13 protein-coding genes are annotated in these 16,915 nt (G+C 70.7%); 8 read left to right on the top strand and 5 right to left on the bottom strand.

Translation table 11 applies throughout. The features are described 5' to 3' along the window. Window positions 1-38: 38 nt before the first annotated feature. Window positions 39-1,151, top strand: a complete 1,113-nt coding sequence (locus tag BLR02_RS04065) for an S-(hydroxymethyl)glutathione dehydrogenase/class III alcohol dehydrogenase (RefSeq protein ID WP_090660685.1) — start codon at window positions 39-41, stop codon at window positions 1,149-1,151. After that, window positions 1,151-2,116, top strand: a complete 966-nt coding sequence (locus tag BLR02_RS04060) for a Bug family tripartite tricarboxylate transporter substrate binding protein (RefSeq protein WP_090660684.1) — start codon at window positions 1,151-1,153, stop codon at window positions 2,114-2,116. The genes BLR02_RS04065 and BLR02_RS04060 overlap by 1 nt, the downstream gene beginning before the upstream one ends. 79 nt (window positions 2,117-2,195) lie before the next feature. Here BLR02_RS04060 and BLR02_RS04055 read toward each other — a convergent pair whose 3' ends face one another. Next, window positions 2,196-3,110 (bottom strand): LysR family transcriptional regulator, encoded by a 915-nt coding sequence (locus BLR02_RS04055; protein WP_090660682.1) that lies wholly within the window; start codon window positions 3,108-3,110, stop codon window positions 2,196-2,198. A 144-nt stretch (window positions 3,111-3,254) separates the two neighbouring features. Here BLR02_RS04055 and BLR02_RS04050 point away from each other — a divergent pair, with 144 nt between their 5' ends. The 4 genes from BLR02_RS04050 (at window position 3,255) to pepN (ending at window position 10,380) form a co-directional block, all read left to right on the top strand. Next, window positions 3,255-4,220, top strand: coding sequence for an MBL fold metallo-hydrolase (locus BLR02_RS04050; RefSeq protein ID WP_090660679.1), 966 nt, complete (start codon window positions 3,255-3,257; stop codon window positions 4,218-4,220). Between the two features lie 258 nt (window positions 4,221-4,478). After that, window positions 4,479-5,456: a Bug family tripartite tricarboxylate transporter substrate binding protein gene (locus BLR02_RS04045; RefSeq protein ID WP_176849363.1), complete on the top strand. Its 978-nt coding sequence runs from the start codon at window positions 4,479-4,481 to the stop codon at window positions 5,454-5,456. Window positions 5,457-5,568: 112 nt separating this feature from the next. Then, window positions 5,569-7,671, top strand: coding sequence for a N,N-dimethylformamidase beta subunit family domain-containing protein (locus BLR02_RS04040; protein ID WP_090661549.1), 2,103 nt, complete (start codon window positions 5,569-5,571; stop codon window positions 7,669-7,671). A gap of 87 nt (window positions 7,672-7,758) precedes the next feature. Further along, the gene (pepN, locus tag BLR02_RS04035; RefSeq protein ID WP_090660673.1) at window positions 7,759-10,380 is read left to right on the top strand and encodes an aminopeptidase N; all 2,622 of its coding nucleotides are present in this window, start codon (window positions 7,759-7,761) and stop codon (window positions 10,378-10,380) included. Here the strand turns inward: pepN and BLR02_RS04030 are convergent. Both BLR02_RS04030 and BLR02_RS04025 read right to left on the bottom strand, forming a co-directional pair. Next, a complete protein-coding gene (locus tag BLR02_RS04030) occupies window positions 10,377-10,970 on the bottom strand; it encodes a LysE family translocator (protein WP_090660670.1) in 594 nt (197 codons plus the stop codon). The genes pepN and BLR02_RS04030 overlap by 4 nt on opposite strands. Beyond that, window positions 10,967-11,248 carry a hypothetical protein gene (locus BLR02_RS04025; protein ID WP_090660667.1) on the bottom strand — a complete coding sequence of 94 codons (282 nt, stop codon included), beginning with the start codon at window positions 11,246-11,248 and terminating at the stop codon, window positions 10,967-10,969. The genes BLR02_RS04030 and BLR02_RS04025 overlap by 4 nt, the downstream gene beginning before the upstream one ends. Window positions 11,249-11,532: 284 nt before the next feature. Between BLR02_RS04025 and BLR02_RS04020 the strand changes: the two genes are divergently transcribed. Both BLR02_RS04020 and BLR02_RS04015 read left to right on the top strand, forming a co-directional pair. Further along, on the top strand, window positions 11,533-13,014 hold the full coding sequence (locus BLR02_RS04020) for a hypothetical protein (RefSeq protein WP_090660664.1): 1,482 nt from the start codon (window positions 11,533-11,535) through the stop codon (window positions 13,012-13,014). Between the two features lie 94 nt (window positions 13,015-13,108). Next, window positions 13,109-14,749: a gamma-glutamyltransferase family protein gene (locus BLR02_RS04015; protein WP_245704600.1), complete on the top strand. Its 1,641-nt coding sequence runs from the start codon at window positions 13,109-13,111 to the stop codon at window positions 14,747-14,749. A 99-nt stretch (window positions 14,750-14,848) separates the two neighbouring features. On the opposite strand, the gene BLR02_RS04010 is transcribed toward BLR02_RS04015, so the two are convergent. After that, window positions 14,849-15,946, bottom strand: coding sequence for an alpha-hydroxy acid oxidase (locus tag BLR02_RS04010; RefSeq protein WP_090562770.1), 1,098 nt, complete (start codon window positions 15,944-15,946; stop codon window positions 14,849-14,851). A gap of 2 nt (window positions 15,947-15,948) precedes the next feature. Then, entirely contained in the window at window positions 15,949-16,821 is an 873-nt protein-coding gene (locus BLR02_RS04005; RefSeq protein WP_218127857.1) for an isocitrate lyase/PEP mutase family protein, read from the bottom strand. Between the last annotated feature and the right edge of the window lie 94 nt (window positions 16,822-16,915).

Genomic DNA, 16,915 nt, shown 5'->3' with positions numbered 1-16,915 from the left:
GCGGCAGATTACCGCCGGAAGCGGCAGGGGTTGCAGCAATGAAGACACGGGCAGCGGTGGCCTGGGCGGCAGGAAAGCCGCTCAGCATCGAGACCATCGAGATCGGCGGCCCGAAGGCGGGCGAGGTGCTGGTGGAGGTGATGGCCACCGGCCTCTGCCACACCGACCAGTACACGCTGAGCGGGCGCGACCCCGAGGGGCTATTCCCCGCCATCCTCGGCCATGAGGGCGCGGGGATCGTCCGCGAGGTCGGCGCTGGCGTCACCAGCCTGAAGCCGGGCGACCATGTGATCCCGCTCTACACGCCGGAATGCCGGCAGTGCAAAACCTGCCTCAGCCAGCGCAGCAACCTCTGCACGGCGATCCGCGCGACGCAGGGCCGCGGCGTCATGCCGGATGGCACCAGCCGCTTCTCCTGCGAGGGGACGCAGGTGATGCATTATATGGGGTGCTCGACCTTCGCCAATTTCACCGTGCTGCCGGAGATCGCGCTGGCGAAGATCCGGGAGGACGCGCCTTTCGACAAGATCTGCTATATCGGCTGCGGCGTGACCACGGGCGTCGGCGCCGTCATCAACACGGCGAAGGTCTGGCCGGGCGCCAATGTCGCGGTCTTCGGCCTCGGCGGCATCGGGCTGAACGTGCTGCAGGGCGCGCGGATGGTGGGCGCCGACAAGATCATCGGCATCGACCTCAACCCAGGCCGCGAGGCGATGGCGCGCCAGTTCGGCATGACGCATTTCATCAACCCGAACGATGTCGGGCACGACCGCGTGGTGCAGGCCATCATCGACCTGACCGGCGGCGGGGCCGACTTCTCCTTCGAATGCATCGGCAATACCAAGGTGATGCGCCAGGCGCTGGAATGCACGCATCGCGGCTGGGGCGAGAGCATCATCATCGGCGTTGCCGGCGCGGGCGAGGAGATCAGCACGCGGCCCTTCCAGCTCGTCACCGGGCGGAACTGGCGCGGCACCGCCTTCGGCGGCGCACGGGGCCGGACCGACGTGCCGAAGATCGTCGACTGGTACATGGAGGGGAAGATCGACATCGACAGCCTGATCACCCACACCATGCCGCTCGACCAGATCAACCACGGCTTCGAGCTGATGGAGCGCGGCGAGAGCATCCGCAGCGTGGTCGTCTACTGATGCGGCGGCGCGCGCTGGTCGCGGGGCTGCTGGCGGCACCCGCGATCGCGCGCGCCGATGCGGCCTTCCCGGACCGGCCCATCCGCCTCGTCATCCCCTGGCCGCCGGGCGGCACGAACGACATCGTCGGCCGGCTGGTGACCGAGGGGATGGCGGCACGGCTCGGCCAGCCCGTCGTCATCGAGAACCGCGGCGGCGCGGGCGGGATGCTCGGCGCCGATGTCGTCGCCAAGGCGCCACCGGATGGCTATACGCTGGTGCTCGGCGGCAGCGGCAGCCTCACCATCACCAGCCTGGTGCAGGCGCGGGTGCCCTATGACGTCGCCACGGCCTTCGCGCCGATCGGGCTGATCGGGCTCGGGCCCAATGTCATCACCGTTCATCCCGCCGTCCCGGCGCGGACCCTTGCGGAGCTGCAGGCGGTGGCGCGGGCGGCCTCCCCGCCCCTCGTCTATGCCTCGCCCGGCGTCGGCAGCACGGGGCATGCGGCGGGGGCGATGATCGCCCAGGCGCTCGACGTGCCGATGGAGCATATCCCCTATCGCGGCACCGGGCCGGCGCTGAACGACCTGCTGGCCGGGCGCGTGCAGGTCTTCACCAATGCGCTGGCGCCGATGCTGCCGGCCATCCAGTCCGGCACGCTGCGGGCGATCGCCATCGCCGGGAGGGCGCGCAGCGCCGCCATGCCGGGGCTGCCGACCACCGGGGAGCAGGGTTTCCCGCAGATCGAGGCGGCGACCTGGTTCGGCCTGCTGGCGACGGGCGGCACGCCGCCCGGGCGGGTGCTGCGCCTGCATGCGGCGCTGGGCGACACGCTGGCGGAGCCGGAGGTGCGGCGGCGGCTGCTGGAGGGCGGCCTCGAGGTGGAGCCAAGCGCGAGCCCGGAGGAATTCGCCCGCTATTTCGCCGAGGATCGTGCGCGCTGGGCGCCGGTGGTGCGGCATGCGGGGATGCGGGTGGATTGAAGTGGCGCCTTCGCAGCGGGTGATCGCCTGCGCCCGGAGTGCTGCGCTTCGAGGCCTGGTGCTTGCGTTGCCATGGGTGTCAGGGGATCGTCGAATCCAGATTGGCCATGCCGGTCCGTAGCCGCGGCACGGTCCAGTTCAGGAAGCTCCGGACTTTTAACGGTAGAAGCTCGGCCATCCCGTAGACCAGGCTCACCGGCATCGGCTCCGGCACGAAATCCGCGAGAAGCGTCCGGAGTTGGCCGGACCGCAACTCGTCCGCGACCTGGTAGGACAGCACGCGGATCACGCCGAAACCGGCCAGTGCGGCCTGTATGGCGGCCTCCGTCGTGTTGACGGCAAGTCTGCGGCGTGGCTCGACCGTGAAGGCGGCGCTGTCCCGCCGATAGCGCCACTCGGGGGATTGGGCGAAGCCCTGGAAGCTGATGCCGTCATGCTGCGCCAGATCCTCGGGCAGGCGTGGCACGCCCCGTCGGGCGAGATACCCTGGCGACGCGCAGATGACGCGGCGCACCGCCCCGACGCGCGTGGCAACCAGCCCGCTGTCCTCAAGGTGCCCGATGCGCAGGGCAACATCGATGTGCTCGTCGGCCAGGCTGACCTGGCGATCGATCAGCATAAGTCTCAGGCTGATCTCGGGCTGCTCGTCCAGGAACGCGAGGGCGACCGGCAGCAGGTGCCGTTGGCCGAACATGACCGGAGCAGTGACGTGCAATTCGCCACGCGGGGCGCTGTACTCGCCTGCGGCCTGCCGTTCGGCCTCCTCCACCTGCTCGATGATCCGCTTCGATGCGGCGACATAGGCGCGCCCGGTATCGGTGAGCTCGACATGGCGACTGGTTCGCACCAGGAGCCGGGTGCCGAGGTGCCGTTCGAGGTCAGCCACCTTGCGGCTGACCGTGGCGAGTGGCGCCCGCAGGCGGCGCGATGCGGCCGAGAGACTCCCCTCCTCGACAACGGCCAGCAGCACCGACATCGCGTCGAACCGGTCCATGCTGCCTCCCATGAAACGGGAGGCGTGCTCCCATTCGGGCAGGATATCGCGTCACGGTGGGAAGGCCATAGCCTTCCGGCCAGGCAAACACCGCCCATCAGGCAGGCCCACCGAGGCCGCGGACCTGATCAGAAGGAGCAAGCCATGACCGGTCTGTCCCGCCGTGCCCTCACGCTCGGCCTTCCCCTCGGTGCCCTGGCCACCGGAACCCTGCCCCTTACTGGCCCGGCGAGCCACGCCGCCGCGGCCAGCCCGGCCGTCATCCCGCCCCGGGCGCAGATCCGGGTCGGTCGCTTCACCGTGACCGCACTGGCGGACGGCTATGCGGACATGCCGTACAGCTACTTCCCGGGCCGCACGCCTGAGCAGGTCGAGCAGGCGGCGCGGGCACAGTTCGTGGCCCGGCCCGGCGGCGTCCGCTTCCTGTTCAACCAGTACCTGGTCGAGGATGGCGAGCGCCGGATCCTGATCGATGCCGGGCCGGCCGGTTCGCTCGGCCAGACAGGCATGCTGCCGCAGGCGCTCGCCAGCCTCGGCCTGCGCCCCGACCAGATCGACGCGGTCATCGTGACCCACATGCACCAGGACCACATCGGTGGGCTGGTTGCCGGCGGGCGGAACAGCTTTCCCAACGCCGAGATCTACATCGACCGGCGTGACGTGGCGCACTGGACGGATCCGGCCAAGCGGAGCGGCGCCCCGGACTACCTGCAGGCCAGCTTCCGGCTGTCGGCCGAGGTGGTGCGACTCTACCCGCGGCTGCAGGCCATCGACGGCGAGCGCCAGATCACACGCGGCATCTCCATCGTCGACCTGACCGGCCATACGCCCGGCCATATCGGCGTGCGGATCGAGGATGCCGGGCAGAGCCTGGTCATGGTTTCCGACATGGTCTTCCCGGTGGTGCATCCCCTGGCAACCGACGTGAACTTCCTCATGGAACAGGATCACGCAGCGGCGCAGGCCATGCGGGCGCGGTTCTTCCCACGCGCCGTGGAGCAGGGTGCGCTGATCGCCGCCACGCACATGGCCTTCCCGGGGCTCGGGCGCATCGTTTCCGACCGGGGAAGCCTCCGCTGGCAGCCGGCCGACTGGGCGTTCCAGGCATGAAGGGACCGCGCCCGTCGACCGGGCGGTGAAGACCACGGTCGGGGCGGCCGGTCGGAATGGCGCGCAACACGAGTGGACGCTCGGCCTGCGCGCGATGCGATGGCTGTCTGGCATGCGGAGAACGAGCGGCTGCGGCGCCAAACGCGGGCAGAGTGTCAGGCTGGGACGGCCAGTCTCCGCGCCGGATTTTGGGAGGTGGCCCAGCCGCGCGGACGGACTTATGCTCGCCGGGCAAAACAAAATCAGGGAAACGTCGCCGTGGAACGTCGCACTCTCCTACTCGCCGGTGCGGGCCTTGCCGCGCCGCGCCTGGGCCTCGCCCAGGCACAGGGCCCCTACCCCTCCCGCCCGGTGCGGCTGGTGGTGCCCTGGCCGCCCGGCCAGGCCACCGACCTGATGGCACGGATCGCCGCGCAGCAGGTCTCCGCCCAATGGGGCCAACCGGTGGTGCCCGACAACAAGGCGGGCGCGGCGGGCATGATCGGGACGGATAACGTCGCCAAGGCCTCGCCGGATGGCTACACCATCCTCGCCGCCTCGACCGGGCCGATCACCACGGCGCCGCTGGTGCAGCGGACGCCCTATGATCCCGAGAAGGATTTCGCGCCGGTCGCCATGATCGGCGTCTCGCCCTACCTGCTGACGGTGAACAACAACTTCCCGGCGAAGGACGGGGCGGAATTCATCCGCGTGGTGAAGGCCAATCCGGGGAAGTTCACCTATGCCTCCTCCGGCACCGGCGCGGCGGCGCATCTCATCACCCTGATGTTCCTCAGCCAGACGGGGCTGCTGGATACGGTGCATGTCCCCTTCCAGGGCAGCGGGCCGGCGCTGACCTCGGTGGTGGCCGGGCAGGTGGATTTCGCCATCGACACCCTGGCGGCGACGGGGCCGCTGGTGAAGCAGGGGGCGCTGCGGGCGCTCGGCATCACCCTCGGCGCGGGCAGCGTGCTGGCGCCGGGCATCCCGCCGCTCGGCAGCCTGCCGGAGGCGGCGGGCTTCGATGTCGGCGCCTTCGGCGGCTACATGATGCCGGCCGGGACGCCGCCCGAGATCGTCGCCCGGCTGGCGGAGGAAACCGAGCGGGCGATGGCGACGGATGAGGTGCGGACGCGCCTCGCCACCATCGGCTTCCAGCCGGAGCCGCGGGGGACGCGGGACTTCACCGCCTTCCTCAAGACGCACCGCGAGCAGTTCCGCAAGGTGATCGAGGCGAACCGAATCAAGGTGGAATGACGCCTCCCGCCGCGGCGCCGCACGGCTTCCGTGTCGATCGCTCGCGGCTGGATATCGCGCCGGGCTGAGAGTGGAGGCATCCTCCCCGCCGGTTACCGGGGGGATGGGCCGCATGCTGGATTTGGTCGGGTATCTGGATCGCTTCTCGGCGCGGCCGGGCGAGGCGCTGGCGGTGAAGGTCTCGGCGGCGACGCCCTATCGCGCCGATCTGGTCCGCATCCGTCATGCCGACCCGAACCCGGCGGGGCCGGGGATGAAGCTGATCCCCGTGCAGGCCGATTGGGCGGGCGCCTATCCGGCGCGGGTGCAGGCGGTGACGCTCGGCTCCCATGGCGCGGCGGAGGGGGTGCTCGAATTCGGCACGGGCTTCACCCTGCTGCTGCGGATGCAGCCCTGGCTGCCAGGGGGCGAGGTGCTGGGGCTGGAGATTGGTGGGCATCGCCTGCGGCTCTCGCTCGAGGCCGAGGGGCTGCGGGCCGAGGCGGATGGGGCGTCCTGCCGGGGACCGGCTCCCCTGCCCCGGCGCTGGTACGAGGTGGCGGTCACGCTGGGCGATGGCGCGCTGCGGCTGAGCCAGCGGGCGCTGGCGCCGGTCGCCGGCCGGGCGGATGAGGGCGAGGCGGAGGCGGCACTCGATACGGGCGCCGGCTGGTCGGGGCCGGCGCGGCTGCGCTTCGGCCGGGGCTTCAACGGACGGCTGGAAGACCCGGTGCTGCTGGCCGGCACCGCGCCGGCGGGGCTGGATGCACCGGAGGCGCTGCTGGCCGGCGGGCGGGTGCGGGCCTGGTGGGACTTCTCCCTCGGCATCGGCTCCGAGGCGATCACCGACCGGGGGCCCGGGCGGCTGCATGGCTGGCTGGTGAACCAGCCGGCGCGGGCGATGCGGGGCAGCCGCTGGACCGGGGCCGAGCATGCCTGGCGCCATGCGCCGCGGCATTACGCGGCCATCCATTTCCACAGCGACGACCTGGCGGATTGCGGCTGGGACACCGCCTTCGAGATCAGCATCCCGCCGGACCTGCCGAGCGGGGTCTATGGGGTGCGGCTGCGGGCCGAGGGCGCGGAGGATGTCATCCCCTTCTACGTCCTCCCGCCCAAGGGCGCGGCGCGGGCGCCGATCGCCTTCCTCGCCAGCACCTTCACCTACCAGGCCTATGCCAACCATGCGCGGGGCAATCTGGACGACGCCTTCCGGGCGCGCATCGCCGGGTGGGGGGCATACCCGCACAATCCGGACGAGCACCACGACTTCGCCCACAGCACCTATAACCGGCACCCGGATGGCAGCGGGATCGGCTTCTCGACGCGGCTGCGGCCGATCCTCACGATGCGGCCGGGCTTCCTCACCTTCGACGATCCGCGCGGCTCCGGCCTCCGGCATTTCCCGGCGGACAGCCACATCACCGACTGGCTGGAGGAGCTAGGCTTCGGCTTCGACGTCATCACCGACGAGGACCTGGACAATGAGGGCCTCGGCCTGCTTGCGCCCTACAAAGCGGTGGTGACGGGGAGCCACCCGGAATACCACACGCAGGGCACGCTCGATGCGCTGCAGGCCTATGTCGATGGCGGCGGGCGACTCGCCTATCTCGGCGGCAATGGCTTCTACTGGAAGGTGGCGCGGCGCGGGCCGGTGATCGAGCTGCGCCGCGCCGAGGGCGGCATCCGCGCCTGGGCCGCCGAGCCGGGCGAGTACTGGCACCAGTTCGACGGGACGTTGGGCGGGCTGTGGCGGCGCAACGGGCGGCCGCCGCAGCTGCTCTGCGGGGTCGGCTTCTCCGGCCAGGGCGCCTTCGAGGGCTCGCATTACCGGCGGCTGCCGGTGCCGCCGCATCTCGCCTGGATCATGGCGGGGATCGAGGAGGAGGTGATGGGCGATTTCGGCCTCTCCGGCGGCGGCGCGGCGGGGTTCGAGCTGGACCGGGCGGATGCGCAGCTCGGGACGCCGCCGGGGGCCGTGGTCCTCGCGCGGTCGGAGGCGCATCAGCCGCATTTCGTCACCGTGCCGGAGGAGCTGCTCGGCCGGCTCACCACCGTCACCGGCGAGCCGGCACCGGCGCTGGTGCGGGCCGAGATCGTCTATGGTGAGACGGCCGGGGGCGGCGCCTTCTTCTCGACCGGCTCCATCACCTTCGGCGGGAGCCTCTCGCACAATGGCTATGCCAACCCGATCTCCCGCCTGCTGGCGAATGTACTTCGCCGTTTCACGGCATGACCGCCCCGATGGCCGGTTGCTCAGGCCGTGACCTTCTGTTTTGCCCCTTGTCTCACGCCCCAGGCTCAGACCGATCGGATCGACGCCATGCAGGATAGTGCCCCGCAAACCACCTACCGGGCCGATTACCGTCCGCCCGCCTTCCTGATCGACACGGTGGAGCTCGATTTCCGGCTGGACCCGGCGGCGACGCTGGTGCGGGCGCGGCTGGCTTTCCGGCGCAACGGGCCGGGGCCGATGCGGCTCGATGGCCAGGGGCTGGCGCTGCTGGAGGCGCGGATCGACGGGGCGGTGCTGCCGGAAGCGCGGCTCGGCCTCGGCGCCGACGGGTCGCTGACCGTGGCGGACGCGCCTGACTCGGGGATGCTGGAGACGCTGGTGCGGATCGCGCCGGAGAAGAACACCGAGCTGTCCGGCCTCTACACCTCGGGCGGCAATTTCTACACGCAATGCGAGGCGGAGGGCTTCCGCCGCATCACCTTCTTCCCCGACCGGCCGGATGTGATGTCGCGCTACACCGTCACCATCACCGCCGACCGGGCGCGCTGCCCGGTGATGCTGTCGAACGGCAACCCGGACGGATCGGGCGGCAACGAGGACGGAACGCATTGGGTGCGCTGGATCGACCCGCACCCGAAGCCGAGCTACCTCTTCGCCCTCGTCGCGGGCGACCTGGTCGATGTGCATGAGAGTTTCGTCACGAAGTCCGGGCGGCAGGTGGCGCTGAACATCTGGGTGCGCCGTGGCGACGAGGACCGCTGCGGCCATGCGATGGACAGCCTGATCCGCTCGATGAGGTGGGACGAGGAGGTCTTCGGCCTCGAATACGATCTCGACGTCTTCAACATCGCCGCCGTCTCCGACTTCAACATGGGGGCGATGGAGAACAAGGGGCTCAACGTCTTCAACACGAAATACGTGCTGGCGAAGCCGGAGACGGCGACGGATGGCGACTACCAGGGCATCGAGACCGTCATCGCCCATGAGTATTTCCACAACTGGACGGGCAATCGCGTCACCTGCCGCGACTGGTTCCAGCTCTCGCTGAAGGAGGGGCTGACGGTCTTCCGCGACCAGGAATTCTCGGCCGACCAGGGCAGCCGCGCGGTGAAGCGCATCCGCGACGTGCGCGGGCTGCGCGCGGCGCAATTCCCCGAGGACGCCGGGCCGATGGCGCATCCCGTGCGGCCCGACAGCTATATCGAGATCGACAACTTCTACACACCGACCGTCTATCAGAAAGGCGCCGAGGTGGTGCGGCTGATCCATACGCGGATCGGCGCGGCCGCCTTCCGGCGGGGCATGGATCTCTACATCGCCCGCTGCGACAACCGGGCGGTGACGATCGAGGATTTCGTCGCGGCGATGCAGGAGGCCTCGGGCGTCGATCTCAGTGGCTTCATGGGCTGGTACGATCAGGCGGGGACGCCCGAGCTCACCATGGAGGACCGCTACGAGCCGGAGGCGCGGCGCTGGGTGCTGACGCTGCGGCAGGCGGTGCCGCCGACGCCGGGACAGCCGGACAAGCACCCGGTGGCCATCCCCGTTGCCATGGGGCTGCTCGATGCCGGAGGTGCGGAGCTGCCGACGCGGCTCGCGGGCGAGAACGAGGCGAAGCCGGGCACGCGGCTGCTGATGCTGGAGGCCGCCGAGCAGAGCTTCACCTTCGAGGATGTCGCGGCGCCGCCCGTGCCCTCCCTGCTGCGCGGCTTCTCGGCGCCGGTGAAGCTGAAGGGCGTGTCGCAGGACCGGCTGCGCTTCCTCGCCGTGCATGACACCGACCCCTTCGTCCGCTGGGAGAGCGGGCTGCAATACGCGACGGCGCTGATGCTGCAGATGGTGGCGGCGCGGCAGCGTGGCGAGGCGCCCGGCTTCGACCCCGCGCTGGAGGAGGCGGTGCGCAACACGCTGCGCGGGGCGGAGGCGGACCCGGCCTTCGCCGCCGAGGCGCTCTCGCTGCCCGGCGAGGGCTTCGTCGCCGACCAGATGGAGGTGGCCGACCCGGCCGCCGTGCATGCGGTGCGCGAGGGCCTGCGCCGCGAGATCGGGCGGCGCTGCGGCGATGTGCTGCGGGCGACCTATGACGCCCTGGCCGAGGCGGGCGAGTACCGCGTCGATGGCCGGAGCATCGGGCGCCGCGCGCTGCGCAATGCCTGCCTCGCCTATCTGGTGGCGGCGGGCGAGACCGGGCTGGCCGAGGCGCAATACGCGGCGGCGGGGAACATGACGGACCGGCTGGCGGCACTCTCGCTGCTGGCGGATGCGGAGGGGCCGGCGCGGGAGGGGCCGCTCGCCGATTTCCACGCGCGCTGGCGCGGCGACGACCTGGTGCTGGACAAGTGGTTCTCCATCCAGGCCATGTCGTCGCGGGCGGATACGCCGGCCGCGATCCGCACGCTCTATGCCCATCCGGATTTCGACCTGCGCAACCCGAACCGGGCCCGCTCGCTCATCGGCGCCTTCGCCAGCGGCAACCCGCTGCATTTCCATGCGGAGGATGGCGAGGGCTACCGCTTCCTCGCCGATGCCGTCATCGCGCTCGACCCGATCAACGGCTCGATCGCGGCGCGGCTGGTGGGGCCGCTCGGCCAGTGGCGGCGCCAGGCACCGGGGCGGGCGGCACTGATGCGGCGGGAGCTGGAGCGGGTGCTGGCGGTGCCGAAGCTCAGCAAGGGCACCTTCGAGAAGGCGTCGAAGGCGCTGGCTTAGGCGAAGGAGGAGACGAGGATCGAGGTCGCCATCAGCACCAGGGTGATGGCGGCAATCAGGCGGATGGGGCGGTGCCAGGCAAGCGCCGCCCGCTGGCAGGCCGGCTGCGCCAGCAGGGCGGCACAGCCGAGTGACACCGCGAGCGCCGTCGCTGCCACCGCCAATGGCGCCAGCAGGCGAAGGTCGCCGCCCTGGCTCAGCGGGCCGAGGAATTGCGCGGCGAAGAAGGCGGCGGTGATGGGGTTCGTCACCGCGGTACAGAAGCCGGCACCGAATTCGGCACCCTGCGCCCGGTGCGCAGCCCGCACCGCGTCGGGTGGTTGCGCACGGGCGATCGAGAAGGCGACCCAGAGCAGCATGGCCGCGCTGAGCAATCGGCCGGCCAGGCTCCAGTCCGGCGTCAGGGGCGCGGCGCCGAGCGTGGCGCCCATCGCCGCATTCAGCGTGCCGGCGCCAAGGGCGATGCCGAGGCAGAGCGGCAGCGCCCCCCGCAGGCCTCGCAGCGCGGCGACACCGGCGACGACCAGCAGGTTGGGCCCCGGCGTCACCAGGATCGCCAGATAGGCCAGCAGGAAGTCGCGCACCGTCATGCCGTGTCGGCGCAATCCATCCCGATGAGGAGGAGGCCGTAGCTGGCCTGTTCCGGATCGGAGCTGGCCGGGCCGACCGGGACGGGCTGCGGGGCGTAGCGTGGGCGGCACTCCACCAGGCGTGGATGCGGCAGGCCGATATCGGGCGCCTCGCCGGATAGCGGGGCGGCGACGGGCCGGGGCGGAGGCAGGGGGCGGGCCTCGTCCGCCGCCATCAGGTCGCCGGGCAGGAGGCCCAGCAGGAGGATGGCGAGGCGAGCGGAGATGTTGCTGCACATGATATTGGCACCTTTCTCCAAGGGCGCCGTGAGGATGACAATAAGACCCAGGAATCCGAGGGAATATTTGGAATTTCCGGCAGTCGTGAATTTCATGTACTTGCCGCTTATTTCGGTATTTCGCAGCGAATACTAATGTCTTTTTCCTGGGGCCGAGACTCGAGTTGTATACGAAGTTGGGACAATCCTCGGCGCTAGGTGAGGCAGGGTGGGCTTTCTGGTAGAGAGGCGGGCGGGTGACGGCAGCGGGCCGCCCCGGCAGGCGGAACGGGCAGGCACCGAGGATGGACACGCAACCGGCCGGACGGGTCGTCTTCTCTCAGCTCTACAATGAGTCGGATGCCTTCCTGCGGCCCTGCATCGAGGGATTCCTGGCGCAGACCGGGCCGGAGGCGGTGCTGGTGCTGAACCTGCCGATGGGCCGCGTGGTCGATCCCGCGATGCACGGGATCAGCAGCCGCGTCTTCCTCATCAACGGCAAGGTGCAACGCCATCCCTTCGGGCACACGCTGCTGGGCGGGCATCTCGAGTGCTTCGCCTTCGCCCGGGAGAGGCTGGGCGTGTTCGGCCATTTCTGCACCCTGGCCTCGAACAGCCTGCTGGTGCGCCGCTTCGACCTGGCTGCGACCCTCGCCTCGCTGGCGGAGAGCCGGCATGAGGCGCCCTTCGATATCGAGGCCCTGCCGGAATTCTGGCATTGGGCCAAGATGCGGCAGACGCCGGAGCTGCTGGCGGCGCTACGGCGCGACTGGGGCATCACCCGCTGCATCGGCCAGCAGATCGAAGGCCTCTTCGCTACGCGGGAGGACTGGGAGGAACTCGCGGCGCGGACCGATGACGTCGCCCGCTTCGGCGCGGCGATGCGGCCGGAGTTGCCCCTTCCCCTCGAGGAAATCCTGCCTGGCATCTGCTTCACGCATTTCGGCTCCGGTCATTTCACCTGGATCTGCCATGTCTTCTGGGACCGGCTGGGGCCTGCGCAGTCGATGAACGGCAATGTCGGTCCGGCGGATGTGCTCGGCATGGCGGAGCGCTTCCCCCCGCATATCTGCGCGCTGAAATGGTTCGAGCGGAGCCCGGCGGCGGTCGAGACCGCAGCGGTGCTTCAGCCCTGGAGCCGGCTGGCGCTCGGCGAGCTGGCCGAGGCGGTGGCGGCAGGCGATGCGGACCGGCTCTTCATCCAGCGCGGCGTGCTGGAGCGCCTAGCCGACGCGGTGCGGCAACGGCAGGGCTTCGCCCCCTACTGCGCCGTGCCTGGCTGGGCGGCGGAGGGGGTGCTGGCGCGGTTCTCGGCCGAGGGGCTGCGGGCGGAAGGCCAGCGGATCGCCCTCGAGGGGGTGCCGGACGGGGCCGCCTTCCTCAAGATGGAGCACGGCGCGCAGGCGCTCGACCTCACCCTGGAGCTGGCGCAGGAGGGGGCGGCGACGCGGCTCAGCCTGCGCGGCCGCAGCCTTGGCGGCGAGGCGTCGGGGCCGGCGGGCTTCCTCTATCTCGCCCCGCTGCGGCCGGGCCGGGCCTGGAGCCTCAGGCTGCGGCTGCCGCAGGCCGCCATCGCCGAGGCGGAGCGGGTGCCGCAGGCTCTGCGCTTCAGCGGCGATGCCGGCGCCTTCGGTGCCTGGTCGCGCATCCGCTACCAGTTCGACACGGCGGCGGAGCGCGAATACTATTTTCGCCAGGAGGCCTGGTCCGCAGCGGAAGCAGGCTGGTTCGGCATCCCCGTCTTCGGCGACATGGCGCTGGACCTGCTGCTCGACGCGCCCGCCTGAGGCGGGCGGCCGGCCCGGAATGGGGGAGGCGCAGCATGGCCATCCAGGCATTCGATGATGCCGGTGTTGCGGCGACGCGGCAGGAGGACCGGCCATGACCGGGATGAGCCGCCCTCCCCGCCGCCTCCCCTCTCCGCGCGCCATGGTCGTCGCGCCGCAGCCCGAAGCGGTGGAGGCCGGCGCCGCCATGCTCGCCGCAGGCGGCAATGCGCTGGATGCGGCGCTGGCCTGCGCGCTGACCCAGGGCGTGGTCGACCCGATGATGTGCGGCATCGGCGGCATCGCCACGCTGCAGATCCTCGACCCCGCAAGCGGGACGCATCGGGTGCTGAACGGGCTCGGCACCTGCCCCGGTGCCGCGCGCGAGGATATGTGGGCGGCGGATTTCCTCGGCGAGTGCCCGGACGGCTTCGGCTACCGGGTGAAGGGCTATGCCAATGAGTGCGGGCCACTGGCGGTGACCGTGCCCGGCGCGCTCCGCGTCTTCGCCGATGCGCATGCCCGGCTGGGGCGGCGGCCCTGGGCGAGCCTGTTCGAGGCGGCCATCGGCTTCGCCGAGGAGGGCTGGATCATCCGCCCGCATGTGCATGCCATGTTCACCCTCGACGAACGGCCCTATGGGCGGCTGAGCTATGTCGAGAAGCTCGGCCATACCGGGGAAGGCCGGGCGCTCTACCTGCGCCCCGATGGCACGCCGAAGCGGCTGGGCGAGACGGTGCGGAACCCGGCCCTGGCCGATACGCTGCGCGGGCTGGCGCGGGAGGGCGCGGAGGACTTCTACCACGGCGCGCTGGCGCGGCGGATCGCGGCGGCGATGGAAGCCTCGGGCGGGCTGCTGAGCCTCGCGGATCTCGCTGCCTTTCGGGCGGCGGAGAGCGCGCCGCTGATGGTGCCCTATCGCGGCTTCCAGCTTGCCCTGCCGGAGCCGCCGGCCGGGGGCGTCGTGGTGGGCGAGATGCTGCGCATCCTCGAGCGCTTCGACCTCACGGCACTCGGGCACAACACGCCAGATTACATCGCGCTGGTCGCCGAGGCGATGCGCATCGCCGGCATCGACAAGGAGGCGCATGTAGGCGACCCGGCCTTCCGCCCGGTGCCGGTGGAGTGGCTGCTCTCGGACGCCTATGCCGATGAGTGCGCAGCGCGCATCCGGCGGGGGGAGCGGGCGAGCTTGGTGCGCGCCGTCAGCGACGCGCCGAACACCACCCATGTCTCCTGCACCGATGCGGAGGGCATGGTCGTCTCCATGACGCATACGCTGGCGGTGCCCTCCGGTGTCATCGTGCCGGGGACTGGCTTCATGCTGAACGGGGCGATGAACTGGATGGACCCGCGGCCGGGCCGCGCAGGCTCCATCGCGCCGGGCAAGCGGCGCTACTCCTCGATGACGCCGACCATCGTGCTGCAGGATGGGCAGGCGGTCGCGACGCTCGGGGCGCCGGGCGGGGCCTGGATCACCGTCGCCGTCGCGCAGGTGCTGCTGAACCTGCTCGATTGGGGGATGGGGATGCAGGAGGCGGTGATGGCGCCGCGCTTCTCGGCCACGGGCGAGACGATCGACCTTTCCAACCGCATCCCCCGCGCGACGGAGCGGGCGCTGCAGGCCATGGGCCATGCGACGAAGCGCAGTTACCAGAGCTACGCCTTCGCCGGGGTGCATGGCATCACGCTGTGGGACGGCGTGCCCGAGGGCGGCGCCGACCCGCAGCGGGATGGCTACGCGGCTGGCGTCTAGCGCGGCTTCCGTTCGCACTGGCTCACGGAAGCCGCTCTATCTTTTTGTTTGGCGAGCAAATTACTCCGCTCAGGTGTTCCCACCTGATCGGAGTTTGCTCTAGCGGTAGCCGGGATCGCTGAGGTTGGTGAGCGGGAAGGCGCTGTGGACATGCGGCTGCACCACCGGCGCGACCGGGTGGAGATAGCTGCCATCGAGCTCGCCGAAGCGGGTGACGCCGAGCAGGCCAAGTACCTCATGCACCTCCTCCTGCAGGAGCTGGAACATGCGGGTGACGCCGGCCTCGCCGGCCGCGGCAAGGGCGTAGCAGTACATCCGCCCCATGCCGACCAGCTCGGCGCCGAGGATGACGGCCTTCACGATGTCCGATCCGCGGACGAAGCCGCCATCGACCCAGACCTTCGCCTTGCCGTCCACGGCCTTCACCACCTCGGGCAGCACGGCGAGCGACCCGCGGCCGTGGTCGAGCTGGCGGCCGCCATGGTTCGAGACATAGACCACCTCGACGCCATGCTCCACGGCCAGCACCGCATCCTCGGCGGTGGCGATGCCCTTCAGCGCGAGCGGGGTGTTGGGGAAGCGGCTTTTCCAGCGCTTCACATCGTCCCAGTTCAGCGCGGCCTGGAAATGCTGGCCGGTGGCGCGCGCCCGCCAGGGCTTGATGAAGCGCTTGGCGATGTCGCGCTCTCGGCGGCTGTAGATGGCGGTGTCGACGGTGAGGCAGAAGGCGTCGTAGCCGGCATCGATGGCGCGCTGCGTCACCTCCTCGATCCAGGCCCAGTCGCCACGGACATAGAGCTGGAAGACCTTGGGCCCCTGCCCGGCCTTCGCCATCGGCTCCAGCCCCGGCATGGAGACGGAGGAGACCATGATGGGCACGCCGAACTCGGCCGCGGCACGGCCGGCGGGGGCGCCGCCCTCGGGGTCGAAATTCTCGAGCCCGCCGACCGGGGCGAGCATCACCGGCAGGGTAATGGGCTTGCCGAGGAAGCGGCCGGAGCAGTCGATGTTGGAGACGTCCCGCAGCACGCGCGGGCGGAAGGCGAGGCTGTCGATGGCGGCGCGGTTGCGCATCATCGTCGTCTCGGTCTCGGTGGCGCCGACCAGGTAGTCCCAATTGCCGGGGCTGAGGCGGCCCTTCGCCTCCTTGACGAATTCATGCAGCGTCTGGAAAGGGCTTTCCGCCGTGTTGGACATGGTTACTTTCCTCCGAGGTAGTCTTTGGTCCAGCGCTTGTAGTCCGCGTCGCGGGTGATGCGGCCCATCAGCTCGGTGCCCGGCAGGCCGGGCAGGTCTGCGGGCTGCACGCCGTCGCGGAGCGCCTTCAGCGTGGCATAGACGGCCTGTTGCGCGGCCATGATCGGCTGGTGGCCCTGCAGGGCGATGCGGACGCCACGGGAGGCGAGGTAGTCGCGGTCCTTCAGCTCCGTCCCCTCGATGCCGCCGAGGATGATGGGGCGGGTGGCCACCGCAGCGACGGCGTCGAGCTCGGCGCGGGTCCTGATGCCGGTATAGAACAGGGCGTCGGCGCCGCTGTCGGTATAGGCCCGGGTGCGGGCGACGGCATCCTCGATGCCATTCACCGAGACGACGCCGCTGCGGGCGACGATGACGAAGGAGGGGTCGTCGCGGGCGGCGAGTGCCGCCTTCACCTTGCCGAGGCCCTCCTCCAGGGAGATGAGCGTGACGCGGCCATCGCCATGGGGGCGCGGGAGGACGGTATCCTCCAGCGTCATGGCGGCGACGCCGGCATTCTCCAGCTCCTCCACCGTGCGCATGGCGTTCAGCGCGTTGCCGTAGCCATGGTCGGCATCGACCAGCAGCGGCAGGGTGCGGACGGCGCGACAGACGCGGCGGGCCTGCTCGGCAAATTCCGAGAGGGTCAGGACGATGAGGTCCGGTGCGCCGAGCACGGTGAGCGAGGCGGTGGAGCCGGCATACATGCCGACCTCGAAGCCGATCTCCTCGGCGATGCGGGCTGACATCGGGTCGAAGACCGAGCCGGGATGCACGCAGACGGGGCCGGCCAGGACATTGCGGAAGCGTTGGCGGCGGTCGGTGACGGAGTTCAAGGCGCTGTTCCTCCAGGGCGGGCAGGTTGACCCGGCGCCGCGCATTGTGGCTGTCGTGACGGGCTTCGATGAGTGGCAGGCCCCGCGCCGCCTG

The organism is Belnapia rosea (genome assembly GCF_900101615.1).
Lineage (GTDB): Bacteria > Pseudomonadota > Alphaproteobacteria > Acetobacterales > Acetobacteraceae > Belnapia > Belnapia rosea.
This window is presented reverse-complemented; position numbering and strand designations above follow the sequence as displayed.

Excerpts from the sequence above, each read along its gene's own strand:
- BLR02_RS04010 (WP_090562770.1), bottom strand. The coding sequence starts at position 15,946 with ATGTCCAACACGGCGGAAAGCCCTTTCCAGACGCTGCATGAATTCGTC.
- BLR02_RS04015 (WP_245704600.1), top strand. The coding sequence starts at position 13,109 with ATGACCGGGATGAGCCGCCCTCCCCGCCGCCTCCCCTCTCCGCGCGCC.
- BLR02_RS04050 (WP_090660679.1), top strand. The coding sequence starts at position 3,255 with ATGACCGGTCTGTCCCGCCGTGCCCTCACGCTCGGCCTTCCCCTCGGT.
- BLR02_RS04060 (WP_090660684.1), top strand. The coding sequence starts at position 1,151 with ATGCGGCGGCGCGCGCTGGTCGCGGGGCTGCTGGCGGCACCCGCGATC.
- BLR02_RS04055 (WP_090660682.1), bottom strand. The coding sequence starts at position 3,110 with ATGGACCGGTTCGACGCGATGTCGGTGCTGCTGGCCGTTGTCGAGGAG.
- pepN (WP_090660673.1), top strand. The coding sequence starts at position 7,759 with ATGCAGGATAGTGCCCCGCAAACCACCTACCGGGCCGATTACCGTCCG.
- BLR02_RS04025 (WP_090660667.1), bottom strand. The coding sequence starts at position 11,248 with ATGTGCAGCAACATCTCCGCTCGCCTCGCCATCCTCCTGCTGGGCCTC.
- BLR02_RS04030 (WP_090660670.1), bottom strand. The coding sequence starts at position 10,970 with ATGACGGTGCGCGACTTCCTGCTGGCCTATCTGGCGATCCTGGTGACG.
- BLR02_RS04040 (WP_090661549.1), top strand. The coding sequence starts at position 5,569 with ATGCTGGATTTGGTCGGGTATCTGGATCGCTTCTCGGCGCGGCCGGGC.
- BLR02_RS04020 (WP_090660664.1), top strand. The coding sequence starts at position 11,533 with ATGGACACGCAACCGGCCGGACGGGTCGTCTTCTCTCAGCTCTACAAT.
- BLR02_RS04065 (WP_090660685.1), top strand. The coding sequence starts at position 39 with ATGAAGACACGGGCAGCGGTGGCCTGGGCGGCAGGAAAGCCGCTCAGC.